We start from the raw sequence: 18,169 nt of genomic DNA, 5'->3' as shown, positions 1-18,169 counted from the left end.
TTTTATACTTTTGCGGGTTAAACTTTATCCTTCTTTTTTTTACATAATTGTTATTTTATTTCATAGGCGATATGTTATTATTTTAATATTATGGTTTTATCTTTTATTTCATAATTATTAATTGTACTGGATTTCATAATTGATAAAATTCTGTCTATTCCCTGTTGTTTATCCAAAATGCCTTTGAACTTTATGGACTCCAACTCTTTATTTTCAAAGACAACATCAATATCATACCATCTGGAAATTACCTTCATGATCTCTTTTAATGATTTTTCTTTAAAACTAAAGATTCCATTTTTCCAGGAAATTTCAGGGTTTACATCTACTTTAGCAATTGCAATAGTATTGTTTTGGGTATTTAAATTTGATTGCTGATCGGGTAATAAATCATGTTTTGTATTGCCATTATCTATAACTACATGGCCTTCTACCAAAGTGGTATAAATATTTGTTTCGTCTTTGTAAGCTTTAACATTAAACTCTGTTCCCAAAACTTCTATCTCCTGAGATTGGTTGAGCACCTTGAATTTGTCTCCGTGATGTTCTGTACTTGGAGATACATCAAAGTAGGCCTCTCCATAAACAAGTTCAACCTGACGGGTCTGCCCTTTTATAAAATTAACAGGATATTTTAGCTGGGATTCTGAGTTTAACCAAATCTGAGTGCCATCAGATAGCTTAATAAAAAACTGCCCGCCTCTTGGAATGGTCAAATAATTATATTTTATTTCGGTAGTATTTTGTTCTTTATCGGTATATACAATTTGTTCCCCGTTACTATTCACATTTTGTGCCTGATAGGTATTACCCTTATCCAATTCTATAACAGAACCATCTTCTAAGGTTAAAGTTGCTTTGTCAACACCCGGAGTAATTACATTTGTATCTACTACGGTTGGAGTTGCCCGGCCACTAAAAAAACCTTGCTGGTAGAAATAAGCTATACCTAATAATAAAATGATTGAAGCTGCAATTTTTAATATCGGATACGAGATTTTTTTAACACTTTGCGATTTAGATTTTTGCAAAGATTGCTCAATATGCATCCATATATTGTTGAGCTTTTCATCATCTATTTCGTGATCGTATTCTGAAATTGTTTGCGAGTGTATAGTACGTAATAGCTCTTTTGCTTGGTCTATTTTTGCTTTCTCTTGTGCATTTTCTTTTATGAACTTACTCCATTTAATATCCAATTCTTTATTGGGTTGAAGCACCCATTGAATAAAACTATCATCCGTTAAATAATCTTCTAAAGCGTAGCTAGGCATCCTATTTTAATTATGCATTCACTACTATAATACAAGAACTTCGTTTTTGTACTATACTTTTTTTATTTTTTTTTATTATTGGTTATTTATGCTCCTGTTTTGTGGTTATCGGACTACTTTTATCAAAAAGCATAATAAAAAAGAAATTCAGCATTTTCATAGACTTGCGGAGTTTTTTAAGAGCAGTTACTAATACATTACGTACCGTTTGGTAATTAAGATCAAGAATCTCTGCGATTTCCTTATTATTTAACGAATTAAAATATTTTAAATAGATTATTTCTCTTTGTTGATGACTTAATTGATTGATGACCCCAAAAAGTTTTTCTCTATATGCAGCGTTAGTGTTGGAAGTAATAGATTCATATGTTGAAGGCCATTCAGCAAAAGTAAAATCCAGGTTTAGTGTTTTTTTTTCCTGCTGTAATCTTCTTATTATTTTTCGTTTGATTGCCTTAAGCAAATACAAGCTAATGTTATTTGTATCCCCCAGGTTTTCCCTTTTTTTAATAAGGTCTATATATAAATCCTGAACACAATTTTCAACCAGTTCTTTATCAGACGAAAATTTACGCCCGTAATTATATAAATGTTTAAAATGATTATAATAAATAGTTTTTAAGGCCTCATCATTGCCTTCTTTAAAGGATTTCCAAAGTTCGAAATCACTCCTATTTATTTGCTCCTTTTTCATTAAAATCATAAAAAAATGAGGTTAAAGATATAATAATTATAAAACAATTAATTAAGGAATTTTAAATAGAATATACGCATGCTAAATTAGTAACTTTAACTTTACAATTTACTGCCTTTTTAAATAAACCAGCAAGATGTTGAAAACGAAAGCTATATCAAAGCAAACCTTTATAAAATAGTTGTCTTACTCATATCAATATTTTAAAAAAACATACTCATATTTTAAAATAAAACACAAGCATGTTTACACTAAAACAAATTTTACCTGTTAATATGTTCCTTAGTGAAAGTTCCGTTAACCAATCGCCATATATTATGTGTATTTGAATCTTTAAGACTCTCTGGTAAAAGGCTATCGGGAAAACCCTGATAACAAACAGGGCGCACAAAGCGCTTTATTGCTTTAGTTCCAACCGATGTTGTCTGTGGTGCTGTCGTTGAGGGATACGGCCCGCCATGGGTCATGGCATGACATACTTCTACTCCTGTTGGAAAACCATTAATGATCAACCGGCCTGCCTTTTGCTCTAAGATTTGAAATAATTCCGCAAAAGTTTCAAAATCTTCAGGTGTTCCATGTACGGTAGCTGTAAGGTGCCCCTCTAAGTTACGGGCAATCTCCAAAACCTGTTCTTTTGTCTCCGCTTCAACTAATACACTACATGGTCCAAAGACTTCTTGTTCAAGCTGATTGTTATTTAAAAGCTCTGTACCACTCACTTTAAAAACAGTGGAAGCTACATTATTAGGTGCATCATCATTTTTTCCGGACGATAATATCTCAGCTCCAACACTATTCCGTAATATATCAACTGTACTTTTATATGCATTGGCAATACCCGGAGTTAGCATGGTTGCCGATGGGGATTGCGATATCTTGTCTGCTACTTGATCACAAAAAGACGCTATCCCTTTATCTTTAGGAATAATAACCATTCCCGGGTTTGTACAAAACTGCCCAACACCCAAGTTAATGGAGCTTACCAGTCCTGCCGCAATGCTATCTCCTCGTTCTTTTAATGCCTTTGGCAATATAAATACCGGGTTTGTACTGCCCATTTCAGCAAATACAGGTATAGGTTCTTTCCTCGAGTTTGCCAGATCAAAAAGAGCTTTTCCTCCTTTAAATGATCCTGTAAAAGCAACTGCTTTAATAGCCAGATGCTTTACCAGTGTTTCTCCTACTTTAGTAGTATTGCCTTGTACCAAAGAAAAAGTCCCTTCTGGCATATTACAGGTTTTTACTGCCTTTAAAATAGCTCTAGCTACCAATTCTGTTGTACCGGGATGTGCGGGGTGGCCTTTAACAATTACCGGACAAGATGCCGCTAAAGCAGATGCTGTATCTCCACCAGCAACAGAAAACGCTAAAGGGAAGTTACTGGCTCCAAACACCGCTATTGGGCCTATTGGCCGTAGCATTTGCCTCAAATCGGATTTTGGTACCGGTGCTCTATTCGGCTCTGCCGTATCTATAGTAGCATCTACCCATGAGCCCTCTCTTACCAAAGCGGCAAAAAGCCTTAATTGCCCTACTGTACGCCCTCTTTCCCCTATAAGTCGTGCTTCGGGTAAAGCCGTCTCTTCATTACAACGCGTAATAAGCGTATCTCCCAAAGCCATGATCTCTTCGGCTATTTGCTCAAGGAAAGCTGCAATATCCTCTTTATTTTTGGTCTTTAATATTTGATATGCCGCTACCGACTTTGTTGTAGCTGTATCTATTTCCTGGGTAGTTGCATTAAAAAAAACTCCCGGTAAGGTTTTATTATTTACAGGGTTAACAGCTGAAAAGGTTTCTATCCCATCCCCCGAAACCTTATTTCCTATGAAGTGCTGACCTGTTATTTCCATTGTAGTTTAATTTTTTAATGCAATTGTGTTTGTTAGTGTTCCTATACTTGTAATGGTAATATGCACAATATCCCCCACTTCTAATGTGAATTCATCGGGTGGAACAAGCCCTGTTCCGGTCATTAAGAAGCTTCCATGAGGGAAATCACATTCTCTGTATAAAAATTCCACTAATTCCTGGTGTGAACGTTTCATTTGGTTTATCCCCACTTGTCCGTTAAATACCTCCTCTCCGTTTCTTTCTATTCTGAGTCGGATAAGCGCATCACTACTAATACCATCTTCCGGAAGATATATGCACGGACCTAAACCGGCACAACGTTCGTATACTTTTGCCTGAGGTAAATACAGGGGGTTTTCTCCCTCAATACTCCTGGAACTCACATCATTTCCTATGGTATATCCTTCTATGGTTCCTTCACTTGTTATAAAAAGTGTTAACTCAGGCTCCGGGACATTCCATGTTGAATCTTTTCTAATATTAACAGTATCATGAGTTCCTACAACTCTGTTCGCCATTGCTTTAAAGAATAGTTCCGGCCTCTCTGCATCATATACTTTGTCATAAAATGTATCACCACCACTTTTTTTAGACTCTTCCATCCGAGCTTCTTTACTACGGAGATAAGTTACGCCTGAAGCCCAAATTTCCTGACTCCCGATTGGCGCTTCCGGAATAAACTTTATATCATCAATTACTTCTGCTTTAGTATATTGATTTTTTTCAATAGTATTTATAATAGTACTACGCAAATTTTCCCTATTAATAAAAGCATCCCAATTTACATTTTCAAATAGGTATCTTTTTTCCAAGTAGTCTACATATACTGAAGTGCCTTGTTTGTATATTTTCATCTGTTTAATATTTTTAGTTTAAAAAAGAAGCCGTTATAAATTGGCTAATGCAAAATCAGAGCGATATTTAAATTTGACTTTTAAAGCTGACGCTCCTCTTACTCAGATACAGGTTTAATTATATAGCTAAATTCATAATTCTCTGGTTGCAAAGTATACTCCTGTAATGGCCTTGCTCCCCAACTATCCAGTCCCCCCACACCGGTTTGTCCAAAATCTACTTTAACTTCTACAAGTGACCTTTGAGGAATCTCTGAAATGTGTTTGCGTTTTTCATTAAGCTTTTGATCGAAATCTGTAATTCTCTGGTGATGTGCACTAAAACTTAATGCCCCCTGATTGATTATTTTCAAACCATTTCCTTGCTTATTTTTAAATGACACCCAGCGTATGTCGGTTCGGTTTCCATTTTCTTGTGGGCGTACATACGCTTCATACAAGTCTTTAACAGAAGCTTTGTATCTCCCCATAAATGAAGCATCCTTTCTATCCCAATAATTTTCATAAGGCCCTCTGCCATACCATTCTACCTGATCAAATGCTTCAGGCATTACAAAAAGAGTTCCAAATTTTGGTAGCTCAGGAAGTTCTTTGGAAACTCCAGACAAGCTGGTCTTTATTTTTATTTCACCAGTTCCGTTGATATGATAATCAAGAAATACTTTAGCATTTACGTCAGGCAATCCAAACACAGTTTTAACTATAACTGTGCTTATACCTTTCTTGCGCTTCTCTTCTTTCCCCTGTGCATTTTGCTGTATAACTTCAACGTGTATTAACTGCTGTTCAAAAGACGCTTTTCTCCATTTAGCCAACCTGTTTGGCATACCATTACCTAAATCGTTATCATTAGGTGCACGCCAAAAATTAACTTTTAAAGGTTCTAATAACAATTGTTCTCCTTTATAGCTATAATTGGTTAGCTTCCCGGTTTTCTTGTTAAACACGATTTGAAAGTCATTACCTTTTACTTCTATATTATCATCTTTTTTATTTACGCTAATATTTTTTCCTGTATTACTTTTGAATACTGCCGGCAATACTTCGCTTAACTGAAATTGTTGCCTTGCTACCAAATGCCCTGAAGGTACTAATGGTTGCTCTATAGTTGTATAAGCCTCAATGTTAATAAAATACTCGCTTTTATCATCCGGTTTTGGAAGTGGTAACTCTAATACCTGATCTTCTCCCGGAGCTAATTGATTTACTTTAATATCTTGAGTTTTTATAACTTTCCCATCTTTAAGTAACTGCCAGTTAAATTTATATCTGCTATCAACGGGAGTAAAATCGTAGTAATTAACCACTTTAATTTTTCCTTGTTTTATATCTACAGGTAAAAAACGTATAAATTGATGTACTTTCTTTACCTCATATAATGAAGGGTTAGGGCTACGATCCGGTCTAACCAGGCCATTGGCAAGGAAATTATGATCATGTTCGTATTTTTCTGCACCAAGATCACCTCCATAAGCCCAATATTTCTTTCCGTTTTCATCTTTAGCTTCTAACGCCTGATCTACCCAGTCCCAGATAAAACCACCTTGCATTCGTGGATATTTATAAATAATATCTTCCCAATAATCTCTAAAATTACCAAGACTATTACCCATAGCATGAGCATATTCACTCATAATAACAGGTTTATCAGTCAGGTGCATGGCCTCCAGCATTCTACGTTTCCACGGATACTGTTGACAAATAATATCTGTGTTCCACTCCAATTCTGCTCTTTCATATTGTACAGGTCTTGAAGGGTCTCTTTCTTTAACCCAATCGTACGTGGTATAAAAATTAATGCCGTTACCTCCTTCGTTTCCTAAAGACCATATAATGACCGAAGGGTGGTTTTTATCTCTTTCTACCATACGCCTTGTACGTTCTATATGAGCTGCCATCCAGGTTTTATTATTCCCTAAAGTATTGTACAGCCTGTACCCCATACCATGAGATTCTATATTGGCTTCATCAACCAGGTATAATCCGTATTGGTCACATAGCTCATACCATCTCGGATCATTAGGATAATGTGCTAATCTAACCGCATTAATATTGTTTTGTTTCATAAGGCGGATATCTTCCAGCATGGAAGCTTCAGAGATTACATGACCGGTAACCGGGTCATGCTCATGCCTGTTCACACCTTTAATATAAACAGCTTTACCATTTACTAACAACTGGCCATTTTTGATCTCTATCGCTCTAAACCCTACTTTTGAAGAAACGACCTCAATTATATTTCCTTTTCTGTCTTTAATCGTTAACAGTAAGGTATATAGATTTGGAGTTTCAGCTGTCCAGTGTTTTATACCAGGAAGTATTTTTTTATACGTGATTTTATTGGCTACAGTTGCTGCGTTAATGTCGGTAATTTTAGTTTCAGCAACAAGCTGTTTTTCATTATCTATAAGTTCCATAAAAAGGCCTCCTGCATGCTTTTTAGTTACCATTCCTTTTAGATCAATATCTAAATTTAGCTCACCATCTTTATAATTATTAGTTAATCCCGCTTTAGTAAAATAATCGAATATATGAACCGAAGGTGTACTGTATAAATATACATCTCTTTCTATACCACTAAACCTCCAAAAATCCTGACATTCTAAATAACTCCCATCACTCCAACGATATACTTCAATAGCCAGTGTATTTTCACCTGAGCGAACATACTCAGTGACATCAAATTCTGCTGGTAGCTTACTACCCTGACTATATCCTACCTTTTCACCATTAATCCATAAGTAAAATGCCGATTTTACCGCTCCAAAATGCAGTATGATTTTACGGCCGTCCCAATCTGAGCTAATGGTAAACTGTTTTCTGTAACTCCCAACCGGATTATCATCTTTAGGGACAAATGGCGGTTTAGGGTCTTTAGATGCCCAGGGGAACCTGGTATTGATATAGATGGGGATGCCGTAACCATTAACTTCCCAATTGGCAGGTACTTGGAAATCATCCCAGGTGCTATCATCATAATCTTTGGCATAAAACCCTTCCGGCTTTTTTGAAGGGTTTTCTACCCATTTGAATTTCCATATACCGTTAAGTGACTTATAATAATTTGAAGCTTCTTTCTTATTTGCTATAGCTAAATCACGATTTTCATATGGAAAGGCAGGCACATGAGGCGCCATCTTATTAATCTGAAAAACAGCCGGATTTTCCCAATCGTATTCCTGAGCATTTACTTTTAGCATCATTAAAAGTAAAATCAACATGCTAATAGCTATTTTACAAAAGTGAGCTTTTTTAATATTTTCAGATTGCTTCATGATTACTACTTAAAATTCAATTGTTTATTATTCAATAATTCCTATTTCTGCAATGGAGACATTGGTACTGCCTTCTACTTCAGATTTTGCGACAAAGCGTAAATACCTGGCCTTGGTCTTATTGAATGTCTTCTCCTGTAAAATAGGGTTATGTTTAATATTTGAGAATTCGCCTTCAGATTGTTTTGTCCAGTTCTTTCCATCATTGCTTGTATAAAACCCGTAAGTCTTCACCAAATGCAAACCATTACCGGTTTGTTGTGGCATATAGGTAAAACCTGTAATATCATTAGTTTTTCCCATATCAATTACTATTTCATGTGGAAGTTGCTTATTTCCGTTAGTTCTCCATGTTGTAGCAAAGTTTCCATCTATAACCCTTTCGGCGCCTTTCTTATCGCCTCCCTTCACTGATACTATTTTCCAATTCGCTTTAGACACACCATACTTAACGGTTTTCATAACACTATTAACCTGCTCTTCTTCATTTCTGGCAATGGCATTTATGGTTGCCGAGCCTTCCAATTTAAATGGTTTTTCAAATTTATCAGAGGCTTGAGAAGGTTCACTTCCATCCGTTGTATAATAAATGACATCTTCTTCATGAGCTTTCATCTCTACCATACCTTCTTTATTTCTGTACACTTCAGGGGCATGCACCAATGTTGATGCATTATACGCCTGTACGGTAGAAATAACCGGACTAGCTTTTGAATCGGTAATATTAATTTTTAACGCTGTAGCTGTAACTCTATCTGTACGTAAGATACGTTTATAACCAATAGTTGTTTCATTGGCAATAGCTTGCCATTGCCCGTTTACTTCTGCCTCCACATTAAATTTGCGAACACGCTGCCCTAATTTCACATATTCCTGAAGTAAAATACGATTTACCGGTGTTGGTGCTCCAAATCTAAATTCTAAAGAAGCTGTCTTTACCGTATCGTCTGTTGCCCAATAGGTCTCTTTATTATCATCTAATACATTCTGAACTCCATACTTTTTACTACCTCCTCTTACATTATCTGCACTGGCTTTGGTTTTTGAAAGTAATTCAGTTTTAAAATCTTCCTTAAGAACAGCTACCAGTTCTTTTAATCTGGCTTCATCATTTTCATGTACAATACCTCTCCTATCCACAGGCAGATTTAATAAAAGGTTGGCATTACGCCCTACTGAATGATAATAAATATCAACTAACTCGCCTATAGACTTTACTTTATCATCTTCAACAGCATGATAGAACCACCCTGGCCTGATAGACACATCTGCTTCGCCGGGCACCCAGCGTTCTCCATCTTCATGACCCGACATAAATTCTTTATAGTGCACTTTTCCGGCTAATTCATCTTTTTGACGTAGTAAGCTCCAATTGGTCTTATTGGCAAATCCCTCTTCGTTACCAATCCAACGTGCTTCTGATGGCCCTACACCCCAAACCAAAGTATTAGGGGACCACTTATAAATAGAATCATAGGTGGTTTGCCAGTCATAATACTCTAAGGTATTAATCTTACGGGTTTCATTAGCTCCGCCATAATACCCGTTACCTCCGTTAGCGCCATCAAACCACATTTCAAAAACATCGCCATAATTAGTTAGTAATTCTTTAAGCTGATTTCTAAAATAGGTCACATAGTCTTCACGTCCGTATTCAGGATGGTTCCTGTCCCAAGGAGAAAGATATAATCCCAGTTTTAGTCCATATTCTTTACATGCATTAGCCAACTCACGTACTACATCCCCTTTACCTTCTTTCCATGGCGAACGCTCTACAGAATGGTCTGTATACTCCGATGGCCACAGGCAAAACCCGTCATGATGCTTAGCAGTAAGGATAATCCCTTTCATTCCGGCTTCTTTTACCACACGTGCCCATTGACGGGTATCTAAAGCTGTAGGATTAAAAATCTCCGGAGACTCATCTCCAAATCCCCATTCCTTATTAGTAAATGTATTGGTTGTGAAATGCACAAAAGCATAAAACTCCAACTCATGCCAATCCAATTGTTTTTGAGTTGGCAGCGGACCAAAAGGAGTTGGTGGAGCAACTTTCTCTTGACAAGATAAAGTTAACATTCCAACGATTGAGAAAAGGGCTATTTTTTTTATCAGTCTCATTTTTCCTGTTTTTAGTATTATTATACTTATAAGTTTTCTTTGATTTTTATTTATGCAAAAACACAATAATCATTTACATAAAATGTAGGCAAGCAAGTTACATCATCCCACTAAGGCTATCTAGGACAATATTTACATTTATCAATATTTATTTTGCTTATATCTATTTCACAAAATACTATTAATCATCATTGTTTATCAAAAAAATTAATACGTTGTACGATCTGTATCCTGGTATGCTTCTTGTAGTTTTTGTAATTGCTGTTTTAAATCAACAATCACTTCTTTATATGAAAGGTTATGATATAAATTGTTCATTTCGTTAGGGTCTTTTTGAAGGTCATATAATTCCCATTCATCAATATCATTATAAAAATGAATGAGTTTATACTTTTCTGTACGTATCCCATAATGCCTTTTCACCATATGCTCATTAGGAAATTCATAATAATGATAGTAAAGCTCTTTTCTTACGCGGTTTTCAGTACCTTCAATAATACTATGCAAAGAGTGCCCTTGTACTTCTTCGGGTATTTCAGCTCCTGCATAATGTAAAAATGTCGGGGCATAATCAATGTTTTGCACCAATGCTTCAATCTCCCCTGTTGTTTTTTGAATGTGCTTTGGAAATTTCATCACTAATGGAGTTTTAAAAGATTCTTCATACATGAATCGTTTATCAAACCAACCATGCTCACCCAAATAAAATCCTTGATCTGAAGTATATACGATAATGGTATTATCCATTAAATTATTTTCTTCCAGATAATCCAATACGCGACCTACATTTCGATCTACGGAATTGACAGTAGCTAAGTAATCCTCCATGTAACGTTGGTATTTCCAAAGCGCCAGGTCTCTTCCTGTATATCTTTTTTCTTTAAAATCCTTAATAATAGGATCGTACTTTATATCCCAAGCCTTTCGCTGCTTTTCATTCATCCGATCATATTGCCCCTGAAAATGTTTTCTTAAAGTGGTCTGTATTTCTTGTTCTTCATCAAGCATTTTTAGATCATACACTACATCCATATCTTCAATAATGCTCATTTTTTGTTCTCTGGCCGCTAGCCTACCTTCATAAGAGTCAAAATAGGTTTCGGGAACAGGAAATTTTACTGTATCGTAAATATGAAGGTCTGTAGTATCGGGCATCCAGGTTCTATGTGGTGCTTTATGGTGCAGCAGCATACAAAATGGTTTACTGGTATCTCGTTTATCCTTTAACCAATCTAATGCCTTATCTGTAGTAATGGTTGTCACATACCCTTCGTATCGTTTTGTACCGTTTTCGGTTATAAAATCCGGGCTATAATAATGGCCTTGTCCGGTTAGTATTTCCCAATAATCAAACCCCGTGGGCTGGCTTTTTAAGTGCCATTTACCAACAAGAGCTGTTTGATAACCTACCTTCTGCAATGCTTTAGGAAACGTCCACTGCAGACTATCAAAACGAACTGTATTGTTTATTTGCCCATTAATATGTGTAAACTTACCGGTTAACATAGTTGCTCTACTAGGTGCACAGATGGAGTTAGCTACAAAACTATTATTGAACACTAACCCGCCAGCTGCAATCCTGTCTAAATTAGGTGTATGGTTCAACGCACCTTCATAAGCACTCAATGCTTTTATGGCATGATCATCTGTCATAATGAATAGGATATTTGGCCTTTCTATTTGCTTTTCCGATTGCTTTTTTTCACAGGAAACCAATAAAATTAATAATAGTACACGTATTGAATATACTTTGAATAATTGATTCATAACCAGCTCTTTTAATCTATAATTTTAATATTTTATCTCCAAATCATTGGTTCTTACCTCCTTTAATTTTTGTTTTAGTTTTTGCTGGAAACTCTTTACCGTATCTCCAAATTCAGGAAGTAATGCTAAGTTGGTGTATTGCCCCGGGTCTTCTTCCATATCAAACAGTTCTATTCCCAATGAAGCATCTTCTCCATATTGGATGTATGCCCATTTATTGGTTCGCAATAAAAACGTTTGCCCATTTTGAGTCACAGAAAAAGCCATGTCACGCACCTCATTAGTTGGGTCTTCTAAGGTTTTTACCAAACTTTTTCCCTGAATATATTCTGAATAGGAAAGCCCTGCTAATTCAGCAACAGTAGGATATAGATCAAGCAACTCTACAAAAGATCCACATACAGCAGGCTCTTTTCCCGGTACTTTTATGATTAGCGGCACCTTTGCCGACTCTTCTTTTACGCTTACTTTCATCCAAAATTCATGCTCTCCTAAATGAAACCCATGATCTGAAGTGAAAACAACTATGGTATTATCCTCTAAACCTTCCTCCTCTAATGTCTTCAGCACCTTGCCCACTTGCCTGTCCATATAGCGTACCGACGCATAGTACGCAGCAATGGCTTTTTGCTTTTGCTCTTGAGTCATTTGAGCATTCTTACTAGTTACATAATTAATTCCCCGTTTCGGAATATCATCCCAATCTCCCTCAAAATTGTAAGGCAGTTCAATGTCTTCATACACATATCGTTCAAAATCTTTTTTAGGGGCCACAAAGGGCACATGAGGCCTTACAAAACCTACTGCCAAAAAGAAAGGTTCCCCTTTGTGTTTCCGTATGAGTTCTGAAGCTTTTACTGCTGTTCGACCATCTGAATGCACTAAATCATCACCATCGGATTTCACAATGGTCATTACATTACCTCCCCTAATAGGCTTAGAACCATCCGGGTTGTTCTGCACCAATTCTCCCTCTCCTACAGCTTTCCATTCCGGCCCTTGACTGTTGTAGCGTTCTGTCCAGGAAGCTTCATCATCCATACCATTACTGCCTTTCTCAATATCAATTGGAACTCCCATATGATAGATCTTACTTACCCTTGCTGTATAATAGCCATTCTTTTTAAACAATTGTGGCCAGGTGCTTCTGTTATCTCCAATATTTTCCCGTCCGCTCACATAACCATAGGTTTGAGTGGCATTAGGATAATATCCAGAAAGAAATGAGGCTCTTGAGGGGCCACATACGGGATATTGACAATAAGCCCTGGTATATCTGGTTCCCTGATCTGCCAAAGCATCAATATTTGGGGTATGAGAGATCTTGTTCCCATAAGAAGACACCGCAGTAGTTGTCAAATCATCTGCAATAATAAAAAGCACGTTCATTTTTTTGCTCTCTTGATTTTTTCTTTGACAAGACATTAGCATCATGCTTATTGCTAAAAAAACAAGGTACTTTTTGTTCATTACATGTAATATATTTATGGTTATGAATAGTCGCTTTGCATAATTACATCACTACTGCTTGCTTTCATTATTTTCAGTCAGCCACCAAAGTTGTTTCCAAGTTTCCGGGCCGTCATTGCTTTGCGGACTTCCCGGGGTACTCCTCCCTTTTTTGATATATTGGGTTAATAACCCTTTTAATTCTTCAACTTTATCCGGATATTCTTCTACAAGATTTTTAGTTTCTTGAGGATCATTTTTTAAATTATACAACTGCATAGGAGGCAAAGTATCCACTACTTCTTTATTTTCCGGTCTAGGAAAACTCCATCCTCCTGACCCCGGGCACATAGCTAGTTTCCAATGCCCTTTTCGAATAGCAAAATAGCCATGTCCGGAATGGTGAACAGTAGCTTCCCTCAATGGTTCATTTAGTGTTTCTCCTGTTAAAACAGGCAACATATTATAACTATCTTCTGCTTCATTATCCTGCAGGTTATAACCGGTAACGGCTGCTACAGTAGCCATAAAATCATTCAGGCAAACGATTTCATCACTAATACTTCCTGCTTTTATCTTTTCAGGCCATTTTACAATAAATGGCACACGATGCCCGCCTTCAAAAATATCAGCCTTATGCCCCCTGTAAATTCCATTAGGGTAATGTCCTTTATCTTTTAATTGCTTGATATCTGCAGCCGGTGAACAACCATTATCACTAGCAAATACAATCATAGTATTTTCTTCTATCCCGGATTCTTTAATGGTATGCAGAAGCTCTCCCATATAATCATCAATCATCAGCATAAAATCAGCATAGGGATTCAACCCGCTCTTTTCCTGCCATTCTTCTAACGGGAGTATAGGAGTATGGGGAGACGGTAAAGGTAAATACAGAAAAAAAGGTTTATCGTCATTCGCTTTTTCTTTAATATAATTTCTGGCTCTGTCAAAAAAATTGGGTGTTACCTGCTCGTGAACAAAATCCGGAGCCGTGGGCCCTTCTCTCCACCAACTATATGCTCCTTTATTAACCGTATTGGTTACCGGAACGGCTGTAGGTTGCCCATTTTCCACATATACATATGGCGCCATATCCAACGACCCGTTATGTCCATAAGAATAATCAAATCCTCTATCGTTAGGGGAGTTACCAACAGGTTTTGAGAAATCGATATCATTGAAATTCTTTTCATTTTTAGCATTCCAAACCACATCAGGGTTTTGTGCCCAATCCCATCCTAAATGCCATTTCCCAATAAAGGCTGTCTGATACCCCTGCTTTTTTAACATAGAGGCTACCGTGGTTCTTGTAGAGGGGATCAATGCCTTTGATTTCCCGTTAAGAGTCCATTGTTTGAGTGTAGAACGCCAATTATATCGTCCTGTCATTATACCATACCTGGTAGGCGTACATACTGATGAGCTGGTATGTGCATCTGTAAAACGCATACCTTCCGAGGCCATTTTGTCCAAATTTGGAGTTTTAATCTTGCCATCTGGATTATACACACTTATGTCTCCATAGCCCAAATCATCAGCCAATACATAAATAATATTAGGCGCCGTTTCAGTGGGTTTCTCTTCTTTAGAAGCACAGCTTATCACAAGACAACTCGATACAATAATGAGCTGGTTGAAAATTTGTTTTATAGGTTTCATATGTTATTTGTTTACTGTTTTATATGTTATTTTTTCTTAGCCACTAATCCAGTTTACCGGCCTTCACTTTAACCAAATCCTCCGGTTTGTCTTTACTCCAATAGTAAATCTGCATAGCTTCATATCGAGGGAGCTGTTTTTTTATCAATACCTCATCCCGCCATGTTTGCCAGTCTGGTTTTTTAGGGTCGTTCTCTATACTTTGCCCCCAGGCCTTTTCTGTCAAAGCTGCAATACGGGGAAATGTCCGCTCCTGAAATCCTTTAAAGTCATAGATAATCTCACTCCATGTACATCCGATAATGCCTTGGGCCAGATGACGTTTTGTTGGATCGGCATCAACCAAATCCCTGAAAGGTTCCCAGTTATAAATCTTATCTACAGAAACAACTCCGGCCCATCCCTGTCCAGGATAGCCTTCGGCATTTTTCATATCAAAATATGTCCAGTTAGCGGGAGATAAGATATAGGGTTGATCTAACTTCTGTACTTTCTGATCTATGGTCATTTCCAGATGGCTCCACCAGTGCATTTTTCCGGGACGCCACCAATGTACCAGAGTTTCTTTATCCTGCAATCCTTTTTCAAAAGCATCGTCCCATACAATAGGAGTTACGCCCAATTTTTCTTTCACATAAGTGGTTAGTGCTTGGGCAAATGCGGTAATCTTTTCGTCGGTATAGATAGGATCTTTGGAGCCCAGGTTTATTTCATCAAAGCCAATGTGAATAGGGACTTCTCCGAAAACGTCCCGTACTTCTTTCAATACATTTCTACAAAACTCAAGTCCTTTTTCATCTCCTCTAATAACTTTGGCAGGCTCCCGTAAGTCTTTGGGACTTTTTAAATGGGGATAAGCCTTTATGGTTGCCATCATGTGCCCTGGCATATCAATCTCCGGAAAAACCTTAATATATCTGGACTTAGCATAAGCAATAATCTCTTTTAAGTCCTTTTGAGTAAAAAATAAAGGTTCACCCTCTCCTTCACTGCCGTGTTGCCCAATGGCACCTATTTCCGTAAGCTTTGGATAGGCTTTTATCTCTATACGCCATCCTGCATCATCGGTAAGATGAATGTGCAGCGTATTCATTTTATGCATAGCGAGATAATCTACAACTTGGAGCATCTCTTCTTTGGTACGGAAATGACGGGAAACATCTACATGTAAGCCTCTAAATCTTGTAAATAACGGTTCATCTAAAATCTGTACTGATGGAATTTCCCATTCAACATCAGCTTTTATTTTTGAAGCATATACCTCTCCAGGTAGCAACTGCAACAATGTTTGTACACCGTAGAACAATCCGGCGGGGCTTTTACCAATAATTTCAATCCGATCTTTATTGCTGGTAAGTGAATAGCCTTCTACCTCCTTAGTCTCAAGTTCCTTATCTACACGAAGTATGATGCCTTTGGCTTTTACCTTTTTTAATTTTTCAGACTCTAACGTATACCCTAGGGGTGCTTTTAAAAAATCGGAAAGGTATTGTGCTACTGCTTTTCCTTCGGCATCATAAAAGAGCTTCGTATTATCTTTTAATTGATACGTTTCTTCTCCAATGACCTGTACGGATTTAGGGCGGGGTACTATACCCAAACGGGTAGCTATATCCGATGCCTGAGCATGTAATGCAAGCATTCCTATTATTACCCACACTAAAAAAGTACTCTTTATTGTATTCATATTTTATTCTTTAATATAACCTTTTACTTTAAAAGCATATGCGGCAGCTTCAGCATTGTTCTCTGTCGGAAGATCGTCTGCTTTTACTTGTAATATAATTTTATCACCCTGTTGTTCCCATATTACTTTTTTATTGCCATTTACCAATGTGATTTCAGTTCCTGTTTCAGGCATCAGGCCTTTTACTATAAAGCCATCTTCGGGTTGATTTAGGAACAGCACATACAGGTCATTTCCTTTGATGGTGTAACGAATATCGTCATAACCAAAGGTGTTCCATGTTCTGGTTCCATAAATGGCATCTCCATTAACAGCAAGCCAATCACCAATACCTTTTAACCTACTCTGTACTAAAGGCGTAATCGTTCCATCTGCTTTTGGCCCTATATCCAGCAAAAAGTTTCCTCCTTTACTCACTACATCAATCAAGGTTTCCACCAATTTCTCTGAGGATTTATATTTACCTTCATCATCTTCGGTACGGTCATAACCATAAGAATGAGCCATACCACCACTACTTTGCCATTTTACCGGAGGAATGCTATCTAAACGTAAATAATCTTTTTCATCTACCCCTGCTCCGGCCGGATAATTATTACGCGACCAACGCTTGTTGTTCCAATATACTTCTTTACCCCAATCTTTAGCCATATATACATATTCGGCAATCATTTCCCGGTGATAAGTATTCATAAACTTATCTACTGCCGGAGCCTCTGGCTTTTTACTGTTAGATGGTGCATCGTCAATCCACATAAAATCGGGTTGGTATTTGGTACAAATCTCCAGGAACCGCTTTTTGTAATCTTCCATAAATGCTTCAGTCAATCCAAATGGGCCATATAATAATTCGGCCTCTGGGTTTGCTATAATTTCTTGTTTCACATATTCATTAGGTTCAACATCTTTTCGGTAATCGTTTAAGCTATTGGTATAAAACCCCCAGTGTCTTTCCCGATGGTACGAAACGCCGTATCCCATACCTGCTTTACGTACTGCCTGGCCCAATGTACCAATGAAGTCCAGATTAGGTCCTCTGTCCACCGAATTCCAGGGTGTTAAATCCGTATCCCACATAGCAAAGCCATCGTGGTGTTCGGCTGTTGGTATCACATATTTGGCTCCCGAGGATTTAAGAATCAAAGCCCATTCGTCTGCATTGTACTTTTCTGCTTTAAACATGGAGATGAAGTCCTTATAACCAAACTCTCCCAATTTCCCATAATTTTCTTCGTGATACTTTTTAAAATCTTCATCTATGTACATCGCAGTAGAATACCATTCCGAATAATAGTGACCATTACTCCATCCGGGTACGGCATAAGGCCCCCAATGGATAAATATACCAAATTTGGCGTCTTCATACCATTGTGGAATGGGTACCGCTTTCAGGTACTCCCAGGTTTTCTCTTGTTCTGTTATAGGCTCCGAGTCTTGCCTGGTTTCTTTTTTAGCTTCATTACATGAGGTGAAAATCACTATGATAGCTAGTAACAGATAATCGAATTTATATTTATTTAGAGGCATAC

At 37.3% G+C, this 18,169-nt stretch carries 11 protein-coding genes; all 11 read right to left on the bottom strand.

The genetic code is table 11. The annotated features are described in order from the left end of the window. Window positions 1-77: 77 nt before the first annotated feature. A complete protein-coding gene (locus VOI54_RS15810) occupies window positions 78-1,274 on the bottom strand; it encodes a FecR family protein (protein ID WP_326284052.1) in 1,197 nt (398 codons plus the stop codon). An 82-nt stretch (window positions 1,275-1,356) separates the two neighbouring features. Next, window positions 1,357-1,977, bottom strand: a complete 621-nt coding sequence (locus tag VOI54_RS15805; protein ID WP_326284051.1) for an RNA polymerase sigma factor — start codon at window positions 1,975-1,977, stop codon at window positions 1,357-1,359. 254 nt (window positions 1,978-2,231) lie between these two features. After that, complete coding sequence (locus VOI54_RS15800) at window positions 2,232-3,824, bottom strand: aldehyde dehydrogenase (NADP(+)) (RefSeq protein WP_326284050.1); 1,593 nt, start codon at window positions 3,822-3,824, stop codon at window positions 2,232-2,234. Window positions 3,825-3,830: 6 nt separating this feature from the next. Continuing rightward, window positions 3,831-4,679: a fumarylacetoacetate hydrolase family protein gene (locus tag VOI54_RS15795; RefSeq protein ID WP_326284049.1), complete on the bottom strand. Its 849-nt coding sequence runs from the start codon at window positions 4,677-4,679 to the stop codon at window positions 3,831-3,833. Between the two features lie 98 nt (window positions 4,680-4,777). After that, window positions 4,778-7,954 (bottom strand): beta-galactosidase, LacZ type, encoded by a 3,177-nt coding sequence (lacZ, locus tag VOI54_RS15790; protein ID WP_326284048.1) that lies wholly within the window; start codon window positions 7,952-7,954, stop codon window positions 4,778-4,780. 27 nt (window positions 7,955-7,981) lie between these two features. Then, window positions 7,982-10,075 carry an alpha-L-fucosidase gene (locus VOI54_RS15785; RefSeq protein ID WP_326284047.1) on the bottom strand — a complete coding sequence of 698 codons (2,094 nt, stop codon included), beginning with the start codon at window positions 10,073-10,075 and terminating at the stop codon, window positions 7,982-7,984. A 207-nt stretch (window positions 10,076-10,282) separates the two neighbouring features. After that, the gene (locus VOI54_RS15780) at window positions 10,283-11,842 is read right to left on the bottom strand and encodes a sulfatase family protein (RefSeq protein ID WP_326284046.1); all 1,560 of its coding nucleotides are present in this window, start codon (window positions 11,840-11,842) and stop codon (window positions 10,283-10,285) included. Window positions 11,843-11,866: 24 nt separating this feature from the next. Beyond that, window positions 11,867-13,231 carry a sulfatase gene (locus VOI54_RS15775; protein ID WP_326284045.1) on the bottom strand — a complete coding sequence of 455 codons (1,365 nt, stop codon included), beginning with the start codon at window positions 13,229-13,231 and terminating at the stop codon, window positions 11,867-11,869. Window positions 13,232-13,363: 132 nt separating this feature from the next. Continuing rightward, window positions 13,364-14,953: a sulfatase family protein gene (locus VOI54_RS15770; protein WP_326284044.1), complete on the bottom strand. Its 1,590-nt coding sequence runs from the start codon at window positions 14,951-14,953 to the stop codon at window positions 13,364-13,366. Window positions 14,954-14,996: 43 nt separating this feature from the next. Next, window positions 14,997-16,640, bottom strand: coding sequence for a beta-N-acetylhexosaminidase (locus VOI54_RS15765; RefSeq protein ID WP_326284043.1), 1,644 nt, complete (start codon window positions 16,638-16,640; stop codon window positions 14,997-14,999). 3 nt (window positions 16,641-16,643) lie between these two features. Next, window positions 16,644-18,167, bottom strand: a complete 1,524-nt coding sequence (locus VOI54_RS15760) for an alpha-L-fucosidase (RefSeq protein WP_326284042.1) — start codon at window positions 18,165-18,167, stop codon at window positions 16,644-16,646. Between the last annotated feature and the right edge of the window lie 2 nt (window positions 18,168-18,169).

The organism is Alterotamlana spongicola (assembly GCF_035818475.1).
In the GTDB taxonomy this organism is placed as follows: domain Bacteria; phylum Bacteroidota; class Bacteroidia; order Flavobacteriales; family Flavobacteriaceae; genus Cognatitamlana.
Note: the sequence above shows the minus strand (reverse complement) of the source record. Positions and strands in the feature narration are given on the sequence as shown.